We start from the raw sequence: 18,892 nt of genomic DNA, 5'->3' as shown, positions 1-18,892 counted from the left end.
ATCGTCTCCTTAGCGCTGGAACGGATAAACCGATCCCAGTTGCAGGATGGTTGATAATGCATCCAGCGCCTCGCGGCCTTCGCGCAGCAGCTGCGGATCAACCAGATCGGCCTGAACCAGACGGTCACGATAGTAGCGGTCCACCCAGTCATTGAGGGTATTGAACAGCGTGTCGTTCATCATCACCGACGGATTCACGGCCTGCATTTCCTCCGGCGTTAACACCACGCGCAGTCGCAGGCACGCCGGTCCCCCGCCGTTGGCCATACTTTCCCGCAGATCAAACACGCGCAGTTCATCAATCGGGTTATCCGCCTGCACCAGTTCGCTGAGATAGCGCCAGACACCCTGATGGTTGCGGGACTCCTGCGGCAGCACCAGCATCATGCTGCCGTCATCCCGGCTCAGCAGCTGGCTGTTGAACAGATACGTTTCGACCGCATCCTGCACGCTTACCGCCTGCGTGGGCACCTGAATCGGCATAAATCCCGGCACGCGTTCGCGCAGCGTGGCCAGCAACTTTTCCTGTTGGGCAAACGCCTGCTCGTGGCAGAACAGCACCTGACGGTTGGAAACGGCAATCACGTCGTTATGAAACACGCCCTGGTCGATCACCTGCGGATTTTGCTGGGCAAAAATCACCTGAGTAGGATTAACCTGGTTCAGCCGTGCAACCGCCTGGCTTGCGGCTAAGGTTTGTCTCGCCGGATAACGAACCGGCGCGGCGTGGCCGCCCTCTTCCCGTCCATAGATAAACAGCTGCAAGCCTGGATCGCCGTAATCGCCACCCAGACGGTTGTGGTTTGCCGCCCCTTCGTCGCCAAACATCGCGACCTGCGGCAGCGCTGAATGCACCTCAAAATGCGCATCATGATTAAAAATGGCGCGCAGCACGCGCCCGGTGGTCTCCGCTTCGCTGGCGCGGTGGAATTTGTTGTTCAGGTTAGCGACGGTCAGATGCACTTTGCCGTCCAGCGTATCCGCCGACGGCGCGACGGTGGCGGCATTCGCTACCCACATTGAAGAGGCTGAACTGGCCGCGGAAAGCAGCTGTGGGGAGTGCGTACCGGCTTTTTCAACCACCTGTTCATCCGTACCGCTGAAGCCCAGCTGGCGCAGCACGGCCACGTTCGGCCGCTCCTGCGGCGGGATTACCGCCTGCGGGAAACCGGCATCGGACAGCGCCTTCATTTTCAATAGCCCCTGCTTGGCCGCCAGCTTCGGGTTCGAGACCTGGAAACGGTGCTTCGTCGAAGCTTCATTGCCGAACGACAGCCCGGCATAGTGGTGCGTCAGCCCCACCAGTCCGTCAAAGTTAACCTCACGCGCTTTCATGGGCGTCACCCTCTGTAAAATCCAGCCCCGGATTCAACGTCTCCGGCAGCGTCAGCGCCGGGGTTTCCAGGCTTGCCATCGGCCACGCGCAGTAATCGGCGGCATACCAGGCGCTGGCGCGATGGTTGCCCGATGCCCCTACGCCACCAAACGGCGCGGTGCTCGCCGCGCCGGTCAGCGGTTTGTTCCAGTTCACGATCCCGGCGCGCGCTTCCAGCAGCAGCTGGTCGAATTTCTCGCGATGCGGGGATATCAGGCCGCTCGACAGGCCGTAGCGGGTGTTGTTGGCCATCTCGATCGCCGATGCAAAATCGTCATAGCGCCAGACGCACAGCAGCGGGCCAAAGACCTCTTCATCCGGCACGTTGCTCGTCGCACTCATCTCAATAATCCCCGGCGTCAGCAGCGATGTGCCCGGCTGAACCAGCTTTGGCTCCAGCAGGGTTTTCGCCCCGCGCGCCACGTGCTCCTGCCACGCTTTCAGCACGTTCAGCGCCGCCTGCTCGGAGATCAGCCCGCCGATAAACGGCTGCGGCTCGGTATCCCATTTCGCGGGAACCAGACGCCCGCTCACCTCCACCAGACGCTTAAGAAACGCATCCCCCTGCGCGCCGCGTTTAACCAACAGGCGGCGGGCGCAGGTGCAGCGCTGTCCGGCGGTAATGAATGCCGACTGAATGGTCAGGTGGACCGCAGCATCGATATCATCCGGATCTTCCACAATCAGCGGGTTGTTGCCACCCATCTCCAGCGCCAGAATTTTTTCCGGCTGCCCCGCCAACTGACGATGCAGCTGATAACCCGTTCCGGCACTGCCGGTAAACAGCAGACCGTCAATGTCACTCAGCGCACTCAGCGCCTGACCGGTTTCACGCCCGCCCTGCACCAGATTCAGCACGCCCGGCGGCAGCCCTGCCTGCTCCCAGAGTTTTACCACCGCTTCTCCGGTTAAGGGGGTTAACTCACTCGGCTTGAAGATAACGGTATTTCCCGCCAGCAGCGCAGGCACAATATGCCCGTTCGGCAGATGCCCGGGGAAGTTGTACGGGCCAAACACCGCCAACACCCCGTGCGGACGGTGGCGCAGCGTGGCGGCGCCGTCCGGCATCCCGGTATGCTGCTCACCGGTGCGGGCATGGTACGCCTTCACCGATATACCGATTTTATTGATCATCGCCGTCACTTCGGTTGTTGCCTCCCAGCGCGGCTTGCTGGTTTCGCAGGCAATGATGCGGGTCAGCTCGACTTTATTGGCCTCCAGCAGCGCAGCAAATTTCTCAACCAGCGCCTGGCGCTCGGAGAATGGCCGTTTCGCCCATGCCGGAAACGCGCGGCGTGCAGCCTGGCAGGCCTGCTCAACCTGCCCGCCGCTGGCGTCGCTCCCCGACCAGAGCACCTCCTGGCCGACCGGGTTAGTTTTTGTCCGCGCATCACCTTCGCCCGTTACCCAGTCACCGTTAATCCATAGAGTCATGCTGTTTTCTCCTCAGGGCAGAGCCGCACCAGGCGAACCGTGTCGCCAGCGTTACATTTCAGGGCATCCAGTTGCGCAGCCGTCAGTACCAGACGCTCGCATGTTGGGTTGGTTTGCACCAGCATGGCGCGGAAGTTGGCGTAATTCTCGTTCGAGACCAGGCAGGCTGGCCACTCGCCCGGCGCGGGCTGGCCTTCTGAAACCTCAACCAGGCGGCTTTTTCGGATGGCGCGTACGCGGTCAATATCGCATTCCAGCGTCGGACCGCCGTCAAAGATGTCGACGTAATTACGGTAGCGAAAACCCTCTTTCTCCAGCACTGCACGGGCCGGGGCGGTTTGCGGGTGAACTTCGCCGATCACCGCCTGCGCTTCCGGCGTTAAGAAATGGGTATAAATAGGATGCTTCGGCATTAACTCGGCGATAAACGCCTTCTGACCGGTACCGCACAGGTAATCCGCCCGGCTGAATTCCATGGAGAAGAAGCGTTCGCCCAGGCTCTCCCAGAACGGCGAGTAGCCCGTCTCATCAATTACGCCGCGCATCTCCGCGACCACTTTTTCGTTGAAGCGGTCGCGAAAGGCGGCCATAAACATGAAGCGCGATTTGGAGAGCAGATAACCGTTACCCTCTTTGCGCCAGTCCGGATCGAGAAACAGGGTGCAGAGTTCGCTGGCGCCGGTATGGTCATTACAGAGAAAGAGCGTCGGCAGCGCGTTGTAGACGTTCAGCTCTTTCGAGGCGTGGACCATCGTGCCGACGCGGTAGTTGTACCACGGATCGTTGAGCCCGACAGCCACCTCGATGGCGCAAATCCCCGCCACGGTTCCCGTGTCGGTCTCTTCCAGCACGAACACATAGCCCTGTTCGCTTTTTGGCAACGTCCCCTGCCAGGTTTGCAGGGCGCGCTCAATGCGCGCCGACAGCGTTTTTTCATCGGCAGGCAGCGAGGTCAGCCCGCCCCCTGTCTTACCGGCAAGCTGCATAAGCCCGGCGAGATCGCCGTGCGCAACGGGACGGATGACCATCATGATGACACCCCGGACTTCACCTGTTCGCAGGCCAGCGCAAAACGATCTAACCCGGTTCTGACCTCTTCCTCACTGACGATCAGCGCAGGGGCAAACCGCACCACGTTAGCGCCGGCAATCAACACCATCACGCCCTGCTTTGCCGCTTCCTGTGAAATCAGCTTCGCTTTGCCAGCAAACTCAGGGGCAAGCTCACAACCTATCAACAGCCCCAGACCGCGGATCTCTTTGAACATGCCGGTCTGGTTATTGATGGCGGTAAGACGCTCAACAAACCACTGGTGACGCTGCTTCACGCCGCTAAGCACCTCAGGAGTGTTGATGATATCCAGCACCTGTCCGGCGACAGCGGTTGCCAGCGGGTTACCGCCGTAAGTGGTGCCATGGGTGCCCACGGTCATCACGCTGGCGAATGTATCGGTGGTCAGCATCGCCCCCACCGGGAAGCCGCCGCCGAGCGCTTTAGCTGTTGAGAGCACATCCGGGGTCACGCCATAGTGCATGTAGGCGTACAGCTCACCCGTACGGCCCACGCCGGTCTGGACTTCGTCAAAAATCAGGACCGCGTTATGCCGATCGCACAGCTCGCGCAGCCCTTGCAGGAACGCTTTCTGGGCGGGCATGACGCCGCCTTCCCCTTGCATGGGCTCGACAATCACCGCACAGGTGGTGTCGTCAATCAGCTCGCTGGCAGAGTGTAAATCGTTATACGCCGCATGACGGATATCCGGCGGCAGCGGCGCAAAATCCTGAGAATATGAGGGCTGACCACCCGCACTGACGGTAAACAGCGTGCGGCCATGGAAGGCATTTTTAAAGGCTACGATGCCGCTCTTGTGCGGGCCGAATTTATCGTGCGCATATTTGCGCGCCAGCTTCAGCGCCGCTTCGTTCGCTTCCGCGCCGGAGTTACAGAAAAAGACTTTTTCTGCGAAAGTGGCGTCGATCAGCTTCTTCGCCAGACGCAACGCCGGTTCGTTGGTATAACCGTTGCCGGTATGCCAGAATTTCGCCGCCTGATCATTCAGCGCCTGCCGCAGCGCCGGGTTTGCATGCCCCAGCGCATTCACCGCAATCCCACCCGCAAAGTCGATATACTCTTTGCCCTGCTGATCCCACAGGCGAGAGCCTTCCCCACGTACCGGAATAAAAGCCGCCGGAGCGTATACCGGCATCATCCATTCATCAAATTTTTCACGCGTAACTGACAGAGACATAGCGACCTCATCCGGTAAATAAAAGGTTGTTTAAATGTTAAATAATTGAGTGTTTGCACTGTGAATGTAGATTGCAGCGTTCGTGCCAGCCAGCGATAAAAATGCATAAACGGATTTGGGTAACAGAATATCAATGAGTTACAATATGGAGTTATTCACTGTTAATGCATAAATAGTGAATATTTTTACAGCAAGCGGCGCTTTGCCGCACGAAAACAAGAAAGAGTATGCACATGCCAAATATAATTCTGGAATTGTGATCGCTCGCGAAATTTATCGGTCCTTTACGCCCTGTTCGAGGGCAAAACGCGTCGAAATGGTGCAAATATTGCACCGTCGGCATTATCTGTCGCAGTAATTGGGCGAAGCGGATAACAGACGACGTAAATTCTGCTACCATCCTTGCACTATTCACCTTGCATTGGCAGCGACTATGAAATTTGTCTCTTTTAATATCAACGGCCTGCGTGCCCGCCCTCACCAGCTCGAAGCGATTGTTGAGCAACATCAGCCAGATGTGATCGGCTTGCAGGAGACAAAAGTTCACGACGATATGTTCCCGCTCGAAGAGGTAGCGAAGCTGGGCTATAACGTTTTTTACCACGGTCAGAAAGGCCACTACGGCGTTGCGCTGCTGACCAAAGATACGCCGGTGTCGGTGCGTCGTGGCTTCCCGGGTGACGGTGAAGAAGCACAGCGTCGTCTCATCATGGCTGAGCTGCCTTCCCCGCTGGGTAACATCACTGTGATTAATGGTTACTTCCCGCAGGGTGAAAGCCGCGACCACCCGACCAAATTCCCGGCCAAAGCCAAATTTTATCAGGATCTGCAAAACTACCTTACGACCGAACTCAACAAAGATAATCCGGTGCTGATCATGGGGGATGTGAATATCAGCCCGACTGATCTGGACATTGGCATTGGCGAAGACAGCCGCAAGCGCTGGCTGCGCACCGGGAAATGTTCCTTCCTGCCGGAAGAGCGCGAGTGGATGCAGCGCTTGCTTGACTGGGGGCTGGTGGATACCTTCCGCACCGCTAACCCGGAGACGCAGGATCGCTTCTCGTGGTTTGACTACCGCTCTAAAGGCTTCGATGACAACCGGGGCCTGCGTATTGATCTGCTGCTGGCGAGCGCCCCCCTGGCCGAACGCTGCATCGAAACCGGTATCGACTATGATATTCGCAGCATGGAAAAACCGTCCGACCATGCGCCGGTATGGGCAACGTTCAAGCTGTAATCCTCAGTGAATATAAAAAAAATCAGTCTCCTGTGCGCCCTTCTGGGCGCATTTCTTTTAATCGTTGTTTTGCTTCCTCCGGGCATGCTCTCCCTCGACACGCTAAAAATACACCAGCAAACGTTGCTCGATCGTGTGGAGCAGGCGCCCCTTCAGAGCGCGCTGATCTATTTTGCGGTTTACGTTCTGGTCTCTGCGCTGTCGATACCCGGGGCCGCGCTTCTGACGCTGCTCGGCGGGGCGATTTTCAGCCTGTGGGAGGCGATGCTGTTGGTGTCATTGGCCTCGACGCTCGGCGCCACGCTTGCCATGCTCGTCAGCCGTTATCTGCTGCGTGACTGGGTGCAACGGCGCTTTGCCGCACAGATGAACACGATCGATGTGGGGATGGTTCGCGATGGCGCGCGCTACCTTTTTGCCCTGCGCCTGATGCCGTTGTTTCCGTTCTTTCTGGTCAATTTGCTGATGGGGCTAACACGTATCCAGGTGCGTCACTACTGGTGGGTCAGCCAGCTTGCGATGCTACCTGCCACCGTCATTTATCTGAACGCCGGACGCGAGCTGGGAAAACTCACCACGCTGCGCGATATTGTGTCGCCGGGACTGCTGTTCGCCTTTACACTATTAGGGTTATTACCGCTGGTCACTCGCTGGCTGTTTTCCCGTTACATCCCTTCGATTAAAAAGTGAGGCATTATGCGCCGGGTGCGTTTTTGCGCGTTTCTGACGAGTCTGCTGCTGGCAACCTCTGCCTTCGCCGCAGAAAGCTGGCAATCCATTCAGCAACAGGCCACCGGGCAGACCGTCTGGTTTAACGCCTGGGGCGGTGACGAGGCCGTTAACCGCTACCTCGACTGGGTGAGCGGCGAGATGAAAACGCACTATGCCATTAACCTGAAGATCGTTCATCTGGCCGATGCCGCCGATGCGGTGAAGCGGATCCAGACGGAACAGGCCGCAGGACGTAGCAGTAACGGGTCGGTGGATCTACTCTGGGTAAACGGGGAAAACTTCCGCACGCTGAAGGAGGCAAACCTGCTGCTCACCGGCTGGGCGCAAACCCTGCCCAACTGGCGTTACGTCGATACCCGTAAACCGGTCACGGAAGATTTTGCCATCCCGACCGATGGGGCGGAATCCCCATGGGGCGGCGCGCAGTTAACCTTCATCGCCCGTAAAGCGAGTATGCCGACGCCTCCGGCAGATCCCCACGCGCTGCTGGCTTACGCTCAGCAGCACCCTGGCAAGGTGAGCTATCCGCGACCGCCGGATTTTACCGGCACGGCGTTTCTTGAACAGCTTCTGCTGGCATTGACCGCCCATCCGGAGGCGTTAAAAAACGCGCCGGACGGCACCTTTGCAGAGATCACCGCGCCGCTGTGGAACTATCTTGATACGCTGCATCCCCTGCTGTGGCGCGAAGGGAACGATTTTCCGCCATCGCCTGCGCGCATGGATACGCTGCTGGCCAGCGGCAGCCTGAACCTGTCGCTCACCTTTAACCCCGCCCATGCGATGCAAAAGGTGACGAGCGGTGAACTGCCTGCCGACAGCTACAGTTTCGGCTTTCTCAAAGGCATGATCGGCAACGTCCATTTTGTCGCTATCCCGGCAAATGCCAGTGCGAGCGCAGGGGCGAAAGTGGTGGCAAATTTCCTGTTGTCACCGCAGGCGCAGATCCGCAAAGCCGATCCTGCCGTCTGGGGTGACCCGAGCGTGCTGGATGGTGCCAAACTACCTGCGAAAGCGGCAAAACAGCTTCATGCCTTTACCCCTTCAGGCACGCCTGATGTGCTTCCCGAACCGCACGCCGCCTGGGTTAACGCCCTGGAGCAGGAATGGCTTCGCCGCTACGGAACCCGCTAAGCGGGCTGGTCTGGGCGGCAATGGCGGTCATCTATCTGCCACTGCTTCCCGCCAGCGGCATGCTGCTGGCCCCGGCGTTTTCTCTCAGTAACTGGGCGGCGCTGTTTGCCGACCCGCAGCTGCCGCAGGCGCTGGCCGCTACGCTGGTGTCAACCCTCATCGCGACGCTGGGTTCACTGTTTATCGCCCTGAGCCTGCTTGCGCTTCTTTGGCCGGGTGATGGCTGGCAGCGCCTGAGCACCCGTCTGCCGTGGCTGTTAGCCGTGCCGCACGTCGCCTTCGCCACCAGCGCGCTGCTGTTGTTTGCGGAAGGCGGTCAGTTTTACCGGATCTGTACAGTCTGTTCGCCGCAGCTTGACCGCTACGGTATCGGGCTTGGCCTGACGCTTGCGGTCAAAGAGAGCGCGTTCGTTCTGTGGGCAATCTACGCCGCGCTGCCTGAAAAGCGCCTCGCACAGCAGAAAATTGTCCTGCATACCTTCGGCTACGGACGAATGCAGGCGCTTAACTGGCTCGTCCTCCCGGCTATCGCCCCCGCGCTGGGCGCCGTGATGCTGGCGGTGCTCGCCTGGTCGCTTTCCGTAGTGGATGTGGCGATCGTGCTCGGGCCGGGCAACCCACCTACGCTGGCGGTGCTGGCCTGGCAGTGGCTGACCCAGGGCGATGCGCAGCAGCAGGCAAAAGGAACGTTGCTATGTCTGGTGTTGCTCCTGCTGCTGGCCGCACTTGCCGCGGTGGGATACAGCCTCTGGACGGCATGGCGGCGCGCCCAGCCTGACCCCTCCGGGGTACGTCGCGCTTCGCATACGGCGCTGCCCGCACGGACGCTGGGCGGGTTACTGCCGTTGTGCGGCGTGCTCTGTGCGCTGGTTCTGCTGATGCTGGCACGCCGGGGCGACACCGGCCCCGTCAGCGACAGCCTTTCACTGGGACTGCTGTCCAGCCTGACAGCGCTGGCCATCCTCATGATCTGGCTTGAGTGGGGACCCCAGCGCGGCGCGGTGTGGATCTGGCTGCCGCTTGCCCTCCCGGCGCTGCCCCTCGTGTCCGGGCAGTATGCCGTGGCGCTGTGGCTGGGCATCGACGGCCAGTACGCTGCGGTGCTCTGGAGCCATATGCTCTGGGTTCTCCCGTGGATGCTCCTGGTGCTGCAACCGGCCTGGCGCAGGCTCGATCCCCGGCTTATCCTCACCGCCAGAACGCTGGGCTGGCGACAGGCGAAAATTTTCTGGTTAGTGAAATGTCCCCTGATGGTTCGTCCGGCCCTGCTGGCCTTTGCCACCGGCTTTTCCGTGAGCATGGCCCAGTACATGCCCACCCTCTGGCTGGGAGCGGGTCGTTTTACTACTCTGACGACGGAGGCGGTCGCCCTCAGCAGCGGCGGCAGCGTTCCGATCCTCGCCAGCCGGGCGCTGGGTCTGTTGCTGTTAACCAGCAGCGTATTTGCCCTTGCCGCGCTGCTCGCCCGGCTCGTGGGCCGTCACAGACAAGGATTACGTTAATGCTGAACGTGAAAAATCTCACCATTGCGCCACTCTTACGTGAGGTCAACTTCCGCGTCCCGGCAGGGGAGATTCTCACGCTGATGGGACCCTCCGGGAGCGGGAAATCGACCCTTTTCGCCTGGATGGTGGGGGCGCTATCCACTGATTTTAAGGCGCACGGCGAGCTGTGGCTGAACGATCGTCGCTGCGATATGCTCCCCGTGGAAACGCGCGGGATCGGCATTCTGTTTCAGGACGCCCTGCTGTTTGACGCCTTCAGCGTGGGGCAAAACCTGATGCTGGCGTTGCCGGCGCACATTGCCGGACGCGCGCGGCGCGACGCGGTAGAGCAGGCTCTTGAATCTGCCGGGCTGGCAAACCACTATGTCAGCGATCCGGCGACCCTTTCCGGCGGCGAGCGCGCCCGGGTCAGCCTGCTGCGCGCCCTTCTCGCCCAGCCGCAGGCATTGCTGCTCGACGAACCGTTCAGCCGACTGGATAAAACGCTCCGCGCCTCATTCCGGGCGTGGGTATTCGAAACCACTCGCCAGCGCAAGATCCCGGTGGTGCTGGTCACGCATGATGAGGAAGATATCCCGCCCGGCGGAGAGGTGTTTGAGATTTCTCGCTGGCAATAATGTGCTAACGCAATGTTTTTGGCTTCAGGAGAGACGACAATGCCACCCTCTTTTAATGACGTCAGGTTTTTCGATGAAACGTGTTTCTCAACTGACCGCGCTAGCTCTGATCTGCGGCCTCGCCTCACTCTCCTCCATGGCGGCTGATATGCCCCACTCCCTCACGCTGGACCAGCTCCAGGCGCAAAACGGCGCGGTAATTGATACGCGCGTCAGTGCGTTCTTTAACGGCTGGCCGCAGACGCTGCGCGGAACGTCCGGGCATGAACCCGCCGCGCTTAATCTCTCTGCAGGCTGGCTTGGGGCAATGAGCGATGAACAGCTCAGCGGCTGGGCAAAACAGCATCGGATTACGCCCGACATGCCGGTTGCGCTCTATGGCAACGATGATGACAACAAGACCGTCAAAACGCGGCTGGAAAAAGCGGGTTTTACCCACGTTTCCATCCTGAGCGATGCCCTGCAACAATCCGACCGTTTGCAACGTCTGGCACATTTTGAACAGCTGGTTTATCCGCAGTGGATCCACCTGTTGCAGCAGGGCAAACCCGTTACCGCCGCACCAGCCGGAGAGTGGAAGGTGATCGAGGCTGGCTGGGGTGCGCCGAAGCTTTATCTCCTGAGCCACATTCCCGGCGCGGGCTACATCGACACCAATGAAGTGGAAAGCGAACCGCTGTGGAATAAGGTCGCTGACGAAAAGTTGAAAGCGATGCTGGCGAAGCACGGGATCCGTCACGATACCACCGTCATTCTGTACGGTCGCGACGTATATGCCGCCGCGCGCGTGGCGCAGATCATGCTCTACGCGGGCGTGAAGGATGTGCGTATTCTGGACGGCGGCTGGAAGGCATGGTCAGACGCCAGCCTGCCCGTTGAGCGCGGAACACCTGAGAACGTGAAGCCAGCCCCTGATTTTGGCGCGCCGATCCCGGGCCAGCCCCGGCTGATGGTGGATATGGAACAGGCCCGGGGAATGCTGCACCGTCAGGACGCCTCACTGGTGAGCATTCGTTCCTGGCCAGAGTTTATCGGTGAAACCAGCGGCTACAGTTATATCAAGCCAAAAGGTGACATTGCCGGTGCGCGCTGGGGCCATGCGGGTAGCGACGCGACCCACATGGAAGATTTCCACAATCCGGATGGCACCATGCGTAGCGCCGATGATATTGCCGCCATGTGGAAGACGTGGAATATCCTGCCGGAGCAGCACGTTGCGTTCTACTGCGGCACCGGCTGGCGCGCGTCTGAAGCCTTCATGTACGCCCGCGCCATGGGCTGGCAAAACGTTGCCGTCTACGACGGCGGCTGGTACGAATGGAGCAGCCATCCGCAGAACCCGGTCTCCACCGGGGAGCGTGGACCGGAGAGTACACGCTAGCGGGGGAGTGACTTCAGCGTCACGTAACCGCTCCAGATGCGCGTTGTGGTGGTCAGCCAGCACAACGCGCCAAACGCCCAGGCAAACAGCGTGAAGTGTGCCGGAAACAGGCAGCACAGCACAAACAGCGCGATGGTCTCCGTTCCTTCCGTTAATCCTCCAATGTAATAAAGCGACTTGTGCGCGTAGCCGGGGTTGTCGATATTATGCTTCCCCGCCAGCGCGGCAAAGGCCAGGAAACTGCTGCCCGTCCCCATAAACGCGAACAGCAGCCAGGCGGCGGCAATCGCATTGTCAGCCGGAGCGGCCAGCGCGAAGCCAAACGGTACCAGCGCGTAAAACAGGAAGTCGAGGGCGATATCAAGAAATCCTCCCGCGTCCGTCAGGCCACGGCGACGCGCCAGCGCACCGTCCAGACCATCCAGCAGCCGGTTCAGCACAATGGCGACCAGCGCTGGCAGATACCAGCCCAGCGCCAGAAACGGTAACGCCAGTACGCCAATCGCAAACCCGGCGAGCGTTAACCCATCAGGCGTAATAAACGGTTTATCCAGCGCGGCGGCCAGCTGATTTAACCCGGGCTTCAGCCGTGGATGCAGATGTTTATCCAGCATGCGGTTTACCTTTAAACGTGGCACACAGGCCCTGAGCCGGGATATCCAGCGCGGCGTTAAAGCGGGCGGAAAGGTTCTGAAAGGCAATCAGAGCCGTCATTTCGGTGATAGTCTCTTCGCTAAAGTGGCGCTTCAGCTGGTTTTTGATATTTTCATCCACCTGAGGCGGCGTGGCGGTGACCGCTTCCGCATAGGCCAGCGCCGCGCGCTCCTCTTCGCTGAACAGGGTGGAATTTTGCCAGTCGTTGACGGCCTGCACTTTATCCAGCGCCCCGCTCCGCTCGGCCAGACGCAGGCTGTTGGCATCAATACAAAATGCGCAGTGGCAGATCTGCGAGACCCGCGTCATTAGTAACGAACGCAGAACCGGCGTCAAACGCGCCTTGCGCCGCTCCAGATAGCCGACAAATAGCGCTACCAGCCAGAAAAGACGCGGCATACGCCCCCACCAGCGCGTGGGGTTCAGCACCGCGCCGAAGTGTTTTTTCTGCATGGCAGCAATGGGCTTGAGGCTGACGGGAAGGGTTTCCATGGGCGCAACCCAGGCGGCTGTCTCTTTCACCTGATTCTCCTGATGACTGGACTCTTTGGCAGGGCACGATAATATGTCGTTTTTCGCTATTAATTATTGACGAACATGCTGAAAACACTCGATGTGGTTGCGGCCATCCTCGAAAAAGAGGGCAAAATTTTGCTGGCGCAGCGTCCCGAACATGCCGATCAGCCAGGAATGTGGGAATTTGCGGGCGGAAAGGTTGAAGCCGGTGAGACCCAGCAGGAAGCGCTGATCCGCGAACTGCACGAAGAGCTCGGCATTGAAGCCGTGCCCGCGCGGTATGTGGCAAGCCACCAGCGAGAGGTGTCGCAGCGGCTGATTCACCTCCACGCCTGGCATGTGCCTGAATTTAGCGGTGAGCTGAAGGCGCATTATCACTCGTCGCTGGTGTGGTGCACGCCAGAAGACGCGTTCACGTATGATTTAGCCCCGGCGGATATACCGCTGCTGGAAGCGTTTATTCTTTTACGCGACGCCAGACCAGCGGGTTTGTACTGAGGGTGCGTTCATCACGCTGGCACTGCAACAGCACGCCATCCGCCCTGACCACTGCGCCTTCGGAATAGTTTTGATCCTGATAGATACAGCACTGATTACACGGCTGCGCACGCTGTCCGCCAGCGCTAAAAACCTCTGGCGGCACGTTAACTTCGACATCCGGGCGAATGCGATCAGCCTGTGCCCCGGCGGACACCATCAAACATAACGCGGCCATTGCGAAACGGTTCATAGACTTAATTTCCTTTGCATCGTTTATATCTATAACGGTAGATCCTGACGGGATCTTTAATTTATCTCGTCATCGCTTTTGGTTATGACGCGCGGCTTGTCATTAATTTCCCTTTCGGCCTAAATTTCTGCTTGCCTCTCAAAGCGGTGCGGGTGGTATAGTCAAAAAAACGACACAAAACATCTCCGCCACACGCACAAATTATTATAAGAGGTTCTTATATCTATGGATCAGACACGCTCTCTGGAAAGCTTTCTTGCCCATGTACAGCAGCGCGACCCGCACCAAAGCGAGTTTGCCCAGGCCGTTCGTGAAGTCATGACCACCCTGTGGCCCTTCCTTGAGGAAAATCCGCGCTACCGCCAGATGGCGCTGCTTGAACGTCTGGTGGAGCCAGAGCGCGTCATCCAGTTCCGCGTGGCGTGGGTGGACGATCGCAATCAGGTACAGGTCAACCGCGCGTGGCGCGTGCAGTTTAACTCCTCCATTGGGCCGTTTAAGGGCGGGATGCGCTTCCATCCCTCGGTGAACCTGTCGATTCTGAAATTCCTCGGCTTCGAGCAGACCTTTAAAAATGCGCTCACTACCCTGCCGATGGGCGGCGGTAAAGGCGGGAGTGATTTCGATCCGAAAGGCAAGAGCGAAGGCGAAGTGATGCGCTTCTGCCAGGCGCTGGTCACTGAGCTCTATCGCCACCTTGGGCCGGACACCGACGTTCCTGCCGGGGATATCGGCGTGGGTGGTCGTGAAGTGGGCTTTATGGCCGGGATGATGAAAAAGCTCTCCAACAACAGCGCCTGCGTCTTTACCGGCAAAGGTCTGTCGTTTGGCGGCAGCCTGATTCGTCCGGAAGCGACGGGTTACGGTCTGGTCTATTTCACTGAAGCGATGCTTAAGCGTCACGGGCTGAGCTTCGAGGGGATGCGCGTGGCGGTCTCCGGCTCCGGCAACGTGGCGCAGTACGCTATCGAGAAAGCGATGGCGTTTGGCGCGCGCGTAGTGACCGCCTCCGACTCCAGCGGCACCGTGGTGGATGAAGCTGGCTTCACAGCAGAAAAACTGGCGCGTCTGTGCGAAATCAAAGCCAGCCGTGACGGCCGCGTGGCGGATTATGCCCGAGAGTTTGGCCTGACCTATCTGGAAGGTAAACAGCCGTGGGGTGTGCCGGTGGATATCGCCCTGCCGTGCGCGACGCAAAACGAGCTGGACGTGGATGCCGCCCGGACGCTGATTAGCAATGGCGTGAAGGCGGTAGCGGAAGGGGCAAATATGCCCACCACCATTGAAGCGACCGATCTGTTCCTGGACGCGGGCGTACTCTTTGCGCCAGGCAAGGCGGCGAACGCGGGCGGGGTGGCAACATCCGGTCTGGAAATGGCACAAAACGCCGCGAGAATGGGCTGGAAGGCGGAGAAAGTGGATGCCCGTCTGCACCACATTATGCTTGATATTCACCATGCCTGCGTGGAGTACGGCGGTGAGGCTTCACAGACCAACTACGTGCGCGGCGCCAACATCGCCGGGTTCGTGAAGGTGGCCGATGCGATGATCGGGCAGGGTGTGATTTAGTTTCGCTGCATTCTCGCCCTTGCAGGCCCGGTAAGCGTTATCGCCACCGGGCTTTTTTCAGGCCGCAGAGCTGCTTTTTGCCGGGTGGCGGCTTCGCCTTACCCGGCCTACGGTTTAAGCGGTGGTATTTTTGGCTGCGCTTTTTTTCTTTTTGAACGGTTTCTTCGCCCCGCCACCCGGGGCAACCATCCCCCGGAATCGCTTCACTGGCGTGCTGCGCGCCTGATCAATCAACTGATAAAGCGTCCCCACCAGCGGCTGCATAAAGTCCTGGTAACGGCACTGCTTTTCGCTGATCTGCGTCAGCACCGACTCCCAGTGCGCGGTCATGTCCGGTCTGGCGGCCAGCTCTGGCAAGGAGTGAATCAGTGCCCGGCCCGGCTCTGTCGAATGGATATAGCGCCCTTTTTTCTCGAGAAAACCACGCTTAAACAGCAACTCGATAATCCCCGCGCGGGTTGCTTCCGTACCCAGACCGTCGGTGGCGCGGAGGATCTTCTTTAGATCTTTATCCTGCACAAAACGGGCGATCCCGGTCATGGCCGAAAGCAGCGTCGCATCGGTGAAGTGGCGCGGCGGCTGGGTCTGACGTTCAACCACTTCGCCTTTTTCGCACAGCAGTTCATCGCCTTTGGCTACGACCGGCAGCGGCGTGCCGTCGTTCTCTTCGTCACGCTCTTTGTTGCCGAGCAGCGTGCGCCAGCCCGCTTCCGCGAGGAAACGCGCTTTGCCGATAAATTTGCCTTTGGCAATTTCCAGCTCAATAACGCACTTGCGGAAAACCGCGTCCGGGCAGAACTGCATCAGATACTGACGCGCGATCAGGTTATAGACCTTTGCTTCGTTGTCGGTCAGGTTGACGTTGCTGGTGCGCGCCGTCGGGATTATCGCGTGGTGGGCATCGACTTTTTTATCGTCCCAGCAGCGGTTATGGGTATCCGGGTTTACCGCCGGTTGCGGCAACAGATCCGGCGCATGGACACCAATGGCATTCATCACCGAGTGGCGTCCGGCGAAGTGTTCCTCCGGCAGATAGCGGCTGTCCGAACGCGGATAGGTGATCAGCTTGTGGGTTTCATAGAGCTTCTGGCAGATATCGAGCACGTTCTGCGCGCTCAGGCCAAACTTTTTCGCGGCCTCGATCTGCAACGCCGAAAGGGAGAACGGCAGCGGTGCGGGCTCTGATTCCCGTTTGTCGTTATAGCTGGTAACGATCGCGGGCTGGCCGGTAATGCGGTTAACCACGTGCTCCGCCAGCGGACGATGCAGCAGCCGCCCCTCTTCGTCCTGATATGACTCACAGGCATCGCTCGGCTGCCAGACGGCGGTAAAGCGTTCGTCTTTCGGCGTGACGATATGCGCTTTGACTTCGAAGAAGTCTTTGGCGACGAAATTTTCGATCTCTTCATCGCGACGCACCACCAGCCCCAGCACCGGGGTTTGAACACGCCCAACAGAGAGTACGCCCTGATAGCCCGCATTGCGTCCCAGGATGGTGTAGGCGCGGGTCATGTTGATCCCGTACAGCCAGTCGGCACGCGCACGCGCCAGCGCGGAGACACACAGGGGAATAAATTCGCTGTTGGCGCGCAGGCGCGAAATCGCGCGCTCCACCGCCTGCGGGTTGAGGTCGTTAATTAAACAGCGCTGCACCTGCTGGCGCTTTTCCGGTGCCAGCTCCAGGTAGTCGAGCACTTCGTCGACAAGCAGTTGCCCTTCCCTGTCCGGGTCACCCGCGTGGACCACTTCCGTCGCCTCATGCAGGAAGCGCTTAATGACGTTGAGCTGTTTGGTGACGGAAGGACGCGGTTGCAGACGCCACTTTTCCGGCACGATCGGCAGATCGTTGAGGTTCCAGCGGGCGTAGCGGCTGTCGTAGACATCCGGCTGCGCCTGTTCAAGCAGGTGACCGATACACCAGGTGACCACCTGCCCGTTACCGCATTCGATAAAGCCATCACCTTTGCGATGCGGCTTGGGCAGCACGTCGGCGATGGCTCGCGCCAGACTCGGCTTTTCGGCAATAAACAACCGCATCGAATTAACGGATCTCAATCATCGGGCGGCCACCGCGGGCGGTCACCAGCTCGCCAATGGCCGTCAGGGTGATGCCAAACTCGGCCGCCGTTGCCTGAACGTCAGCTTCTGCTTCCGGCGTCACCGCCAGCAGCAGGCCGCCGGAGGTTTGCGGATCGCACAGCAGATTGCGCCACGCTTCCGGCATTTCGCCCATTAAATGGCCGTAGCTGGCGAAGTTGCGCTGCGTCCCGCCCGGAACGGCGCCCTGAGCAATGTACTCTTCCACGCCCGGCAGCTTCGGCACATCCTGATACCAGACCTGCGCCTGCACGCCCGCGCCCTGACAGACTTCAGAGAGGTGTCCCAGCAGACCAAAGCCGGTCACGTCGGTCATGGCCTTCACGCCGTCGATACTGGCGAATGCCGCACCGGCAAGGTTCATCTGGCACATCACTGCCGTTGCCAGACCAATATGCTCGGGCTTCAGCAGGGATTTTTTCTCGGCGGTTGTCAGTACGCCAATGCCCAGCGGCTTGGTGAGGAACAGCTTGCAGCCCGCCTGCGCGGTGCTGTTGCGCTTCACGCGTTCGGTCGGCACCACGCCGGTGACGGCCAGGCCGAAGATCGGCTCCGGCGCATCGATAGAGTGACCACCGGCCAGGGCAATACCCGCCTGCTGGCAGGCAAAGCGTCCGCCTTCGATGACATCGCGGGCAATCTCCGGCGGGAGGGTGTTAATCGGCCAGCCCAGAATGGCGATCGCCATAATCGGCTTACCGCCCATCGCGAAGATATCGCTGATGGCGTTGGTGGCCGCAATGCGTCCGAAGTCGAACGGGTTGTCGACAATCGGCATAAAGAAGTCAGTGGTGCTGATAATGCTGGTGCCGTTACCTAAGTCATAAACCGCTGCATCGTCACGCGTTTCGTTACCGACAAGCAGGTTCGGGTCGACAAACTTCGCCTGTTCACTGTGCAGGATGGTCTCCAGCACTTTCGGGGAAATTTTACAACCGCAACCGGCTCCGTGGCTGTATTGCGTTAAACGAATGGTTTGCTCGCTCATGGACGTCTCCTGTCATCTCAATCGCGCTATGGTAGCGCTCATTCCATAAAGAGGTAAGTATGACTGTCTGAATTCTGCGGCGGATGCTCAGAATCCAGACAGTTTAGCGCGTGTAATTAAAAACGGCTGACGAAAGGCGTGGTGTCCGGCACGCTAATGGTGCTGGAGGCTTTAAGCTGCGGGGTGCCGAGATAGAGGAAGCCGACAATTTTATCGTGTTCACCGCAGGAGAAGCCTTCCCGCACGGCGGCGCTCTCGGTCAGCGGCCCGGTACGCCAGATGCCGTTAAAGCCCTGCGCGACGGCGGCCATCTGCATTGCCATTACCGCGCAACCGGCAGACATCTCCTGCTCCCAGACCGGCACTTTATGGTCGGCCTGGCATTTTGCGACTACCGCGATGATCATCGGCGCACGGAACGGCGCGTTGCGGGCTTTATCAATCCCCTTCTCATCCTGGCCTGCGGCAACCGCCCCCTGCTCCAGCAGCTGGCTGAAGCGGTCGCGCCCTTCGCCTTCAATAATAAAGAAGTGCCACGGCTGCAATGTGCCATGGTCCGGCGCACGCATTCCGGCACGCAGAATGTTTTCCAGCTGCTCGCCGACGGGGGCCGGGTCGGCCAGGCGGGAAGCGCTACGACGGTTAACAAGCAGTTCAAGTGCGTCCATTGGT

Annotated in this window: 18 protein-coding genes; 8 read left to right on the top strand and 10 right to left on the bottom strand. The window is 59.4% G+C overall.

Annotated elements, in window-relative coordinates; all coding sequences use genetic code 11:
* Positions 1–9: 9 nt before the first annotated feature.
* The 4 genes from astB to astC are packed head-to-tail and all read right to left on the bottom strand — an operon-like array spanning position 10 to position 5,057.
* Positions 10–1,335: an N-succinylarginine dihydrolase gene (gene astB, locus ACOTXC_RS10890; RefSeq protein WP_421767637.1), complete on the bottom strand. Its 1,326-nt coding sequence runs from the start codon at positions 1,333–1,335 to the stop codon at positions 10–12.
* Complete coding sequence (gene astD, locus ACOTXC_RS10885; RefSeq protein WP_421767636.1) at positions 1,322–2,809, bottom strand: succinylglutamate-semialdehyde dehydrogenase; 1,488 nt, start codon at positions 2,807–2,809, stop codon at positions 1,322–1,324. The genes astB and astD overlap by 14 nt, the downstream gene beginning before the upstream one ends.
* Positions 2,806–3,840, bottom strand: coding sequence for an arginine N-succinyltransferase (gene astA / locus ACOTXC_RS10880; protein WP_023305955.1), 1,035 nt, complete (start codon positions 3,838–3,840; stop codon positions 2,806–2,808). The genes astD and astA overlap by 4 nt, the downstream gene beginning before the upstream one ends.
* The gene (gene astC, locus ACOTXC_RS10875; protein ID WP_421767635.1) at positions 3,837–5,057 is read right to left on the bottom strand and encodes a succinylornithine/acetylornithine transaminase; all 1,221 of its coding nucleotides are present in this window, start codon (positions 5,055–5,057) and stop codon (positions 3,837–3,839) included. Before astC ends, astA begins: the two co-directional genes overlap by 4 nt.
* Before the next feature lie 433 nt (positions 5,058–5,490).
* Here astC and xthA point away from each other — a divergent pair, with 433 nt between their 5' ends.
* From xthA to ACOTXC_RS10845, 6 genes are all read left to right on the top strand, one after another.
* Positions 5,491–6,297, top strand: a complete 807-nt coding sequence (xthA, locus tag ACOTXC_RS10870; protein WP_023299900.1) for an exodeoxyribonuclease III — start codon at positions 5,491–5,493, stop codon at positions 6,295–6,297.
* Positions 6,298–6,303: 6 nt separating this feature from the next.
* Complete coding sequence (locus tag ACOTXC_RS10865) at positions 6,304–6,987, top strand: TVP38/TMEM64 family protein (protein WP_108367699.1); 684 nt, start codon at positions 6,304–6,306, stop codon at positions 6,985–6,987.
* A gap of 15 nt (positions 6,988–7,002) precedes the next feature.
* Positions 7,003–8,163, top strand: coding sequence for an ABC transporter substrate-binding protein (locus ACOTXC_RS10860; protein ID WP_063147663.1), 1,161 nt, complete (start codon positions 7,003–7,005; stop codon positions 8,161–8,163).
* Entirely contained in the window at positions 8,136–9,665 is a 1,530-nt protein-coding gene (locus ACOTXC_RS10855; protein WP_421767634.1) for a thiamine ABC transporter permease, read from the top strand. Before ACOTXC_RS10860 ends, ACOTXC_RS10855 begins: the two co-directional genes overlap by 28 nt.
* A complete protein-coding gene (locus tag ACOTXC_RS10850) occupies positions 9,665–10,285 on the top strand; it encodes an ATP-binding cassette domain-containing protein (RefSeq protein WP_171932094.1) in 621 nt (206 codons plus the stop codon). The genes ACOTXC_RS10855 and ACOTXC_RS10850 overlap by 1 nt, the downstream gene beginning before the upstream one ends.
* A 73-nt stretch (positions 10,286–10,358) precedes the next feature.
* Complete coding sequence (locus ACOTXC_RS10845; RefSeq protein ID WP_421767633.1) at positions 10,359–11,666, top strand: sulfurtransferase; 1,308 nt, start codon at positions 10,359–10,361, stop codon at positions 11,664–11,666.
* Here the strand turns inward: ACOTXC_RS10845 and ACOTXC_RS10840 are convergent.
* Positions 11,663–12,280 (bottom strand): CDP-alcohol phosphatidyltransferase family protein, encoded by a 618-nt coding sequence (locus tag ACOTXC_RS10840; RefSeq protein WP_023299894.1) that lies wholly within the window; start codon positions 12,278–12,280, stop codon positions 11,663–11,665. The genes ACOTXC_RS10845 and ACOTXC_RS10840 overlap by 4 nt on opposite strands.
* Positions 12,270–12,842, bottom strand: coding sequence for a carboxymuconolactone decarboxylase family protein (locus ACOTXC_RS10835; protein WP_023299893.1), 573 nt, complete (start codon positions 12,840–12,842; stop codon positions 12,270–12,272). The genes ACOTXC_RS10840 and ACOTXC_RS10835 overlap by 11 nt, the downstream gene beginning before the upstream one ends.
* 75 nt (positions 12,843–12,917) lie before the next feature.
* Between ACOTXC_RS10835 and ACOTXC_RS10830 the strand changes: the two genes are divergently transcribed.
* Positions 12,918–13,334 (top strand): pyrimidine (deoxy)nucleoside triphosphate diphosphatase, encoded by a 417-nt coding sequence (locus tag ACOTXC_RS10830; RefSeq protein ID WP_421767632.1) that lies wholly within the window; start codon positions 12,918–12,920, stop codon positions 13,332–13,334.
* On the opposite strand, the gene ACOTXC_RS10825 is transcribed toward ACOTXC_RS10830, so the two are convergent.
* Complete coding sequence (locus ACOTXC_RS10825) at positions 13,294–13,566, bottom strand: YnjH family protein (protein WP_022647799.1); 273 nt, start codon at positions 13,564–13,566, stop codon at positions 13,294–13,296. The two genes, ACOTXC_RS10830 and ACOTXC_RS10825, sit on opposite strands and share 41 nt — an antisense overlap.
* A gap of 225 nt (positions 13,567–13,791) precedes the next feature.
* Here ACOTXC_RS10825 and gdhA point away from each other — a divergent pair, with 225 nt between their 5' ends.
* On the top strand, positions 13,792–15,135 hold the full coding sequence (gdhA, locus tag ACOTXC_RS10820) for an NADP-specific glutamate dehydrogenase (protein ID WP_421767631.1): 1,344 nt from the start codon (positions 13,792–13,794) through the stop codon (positions 15,133–15,135).
* Between the two features lie 114 nt (positions 15,136–15,249).
* Here gdhA and ACOTXC_RS10815 read toward each other — a convergent pair whose 3' ends face one another.
* The 3 genes from ACOTXC_RS10815 to ACOTXC_RS10805 form a co-directional block, all read right to left on the bottom strand.
* Positions 15,250–17,172 carry a DNA topoisomerase III gene (locus ACOTXC_RS10815; protein ID WP_421767702.1) on the bottom strand — a complete coding sequence of 641 codons (1,923 nt, stop codon included), beginning with the start codon at positions 17,170–17,172 and terminating at the stop codon, positions 15,250–15,252.
* A gap of 4 nt (positions 17,173–17,176) precedes the next feature.
* Positions 17,177–18,220 carry a selenide, water dikinase SelD gene (gene selD / locus ACOTXC_RS10810; RefSeq protein WP_038415874.1) on the bottom strand — a complete coding sequence of 348 codons (1,044 nt, stop codon included), beginning with the start codon at positions 18,218–18,220 and terminating at the stop codon, positions 17,177–17,179.
* A gap of 116 nt (positions 18,221–18,336) precedes the next feature.
* Positions 18,337–18,888: an NAD(P)H nitroreductase gene (locus ACOTXC_RS10805; RefSeq protein WP_045621414.1), complete on the bottom strand. Its 552-nt coding sequence runs from the start codon at positions 18,886–18,888 to the stop codon at positions 18,337–18,339.
* Between the last annotated feature and the right edge of the window lie 4 nt (positions 18,889–18,892).

It is taken from the genome of Enterobacter cloacae complex sp. IR5428 (assembly GCF_049238585.1).
GTDB classification, from domain to species: domain Bacteria; phylum Pseudomonadota; class Gammaproteobacteria; order Enterobacterales; family Enterobacteriaceae; genus Enterobacter; species Enterobacter intestinihominis.
This window is presented reverse-complemented; position numbering and strand designations above follow the sequence as displayed.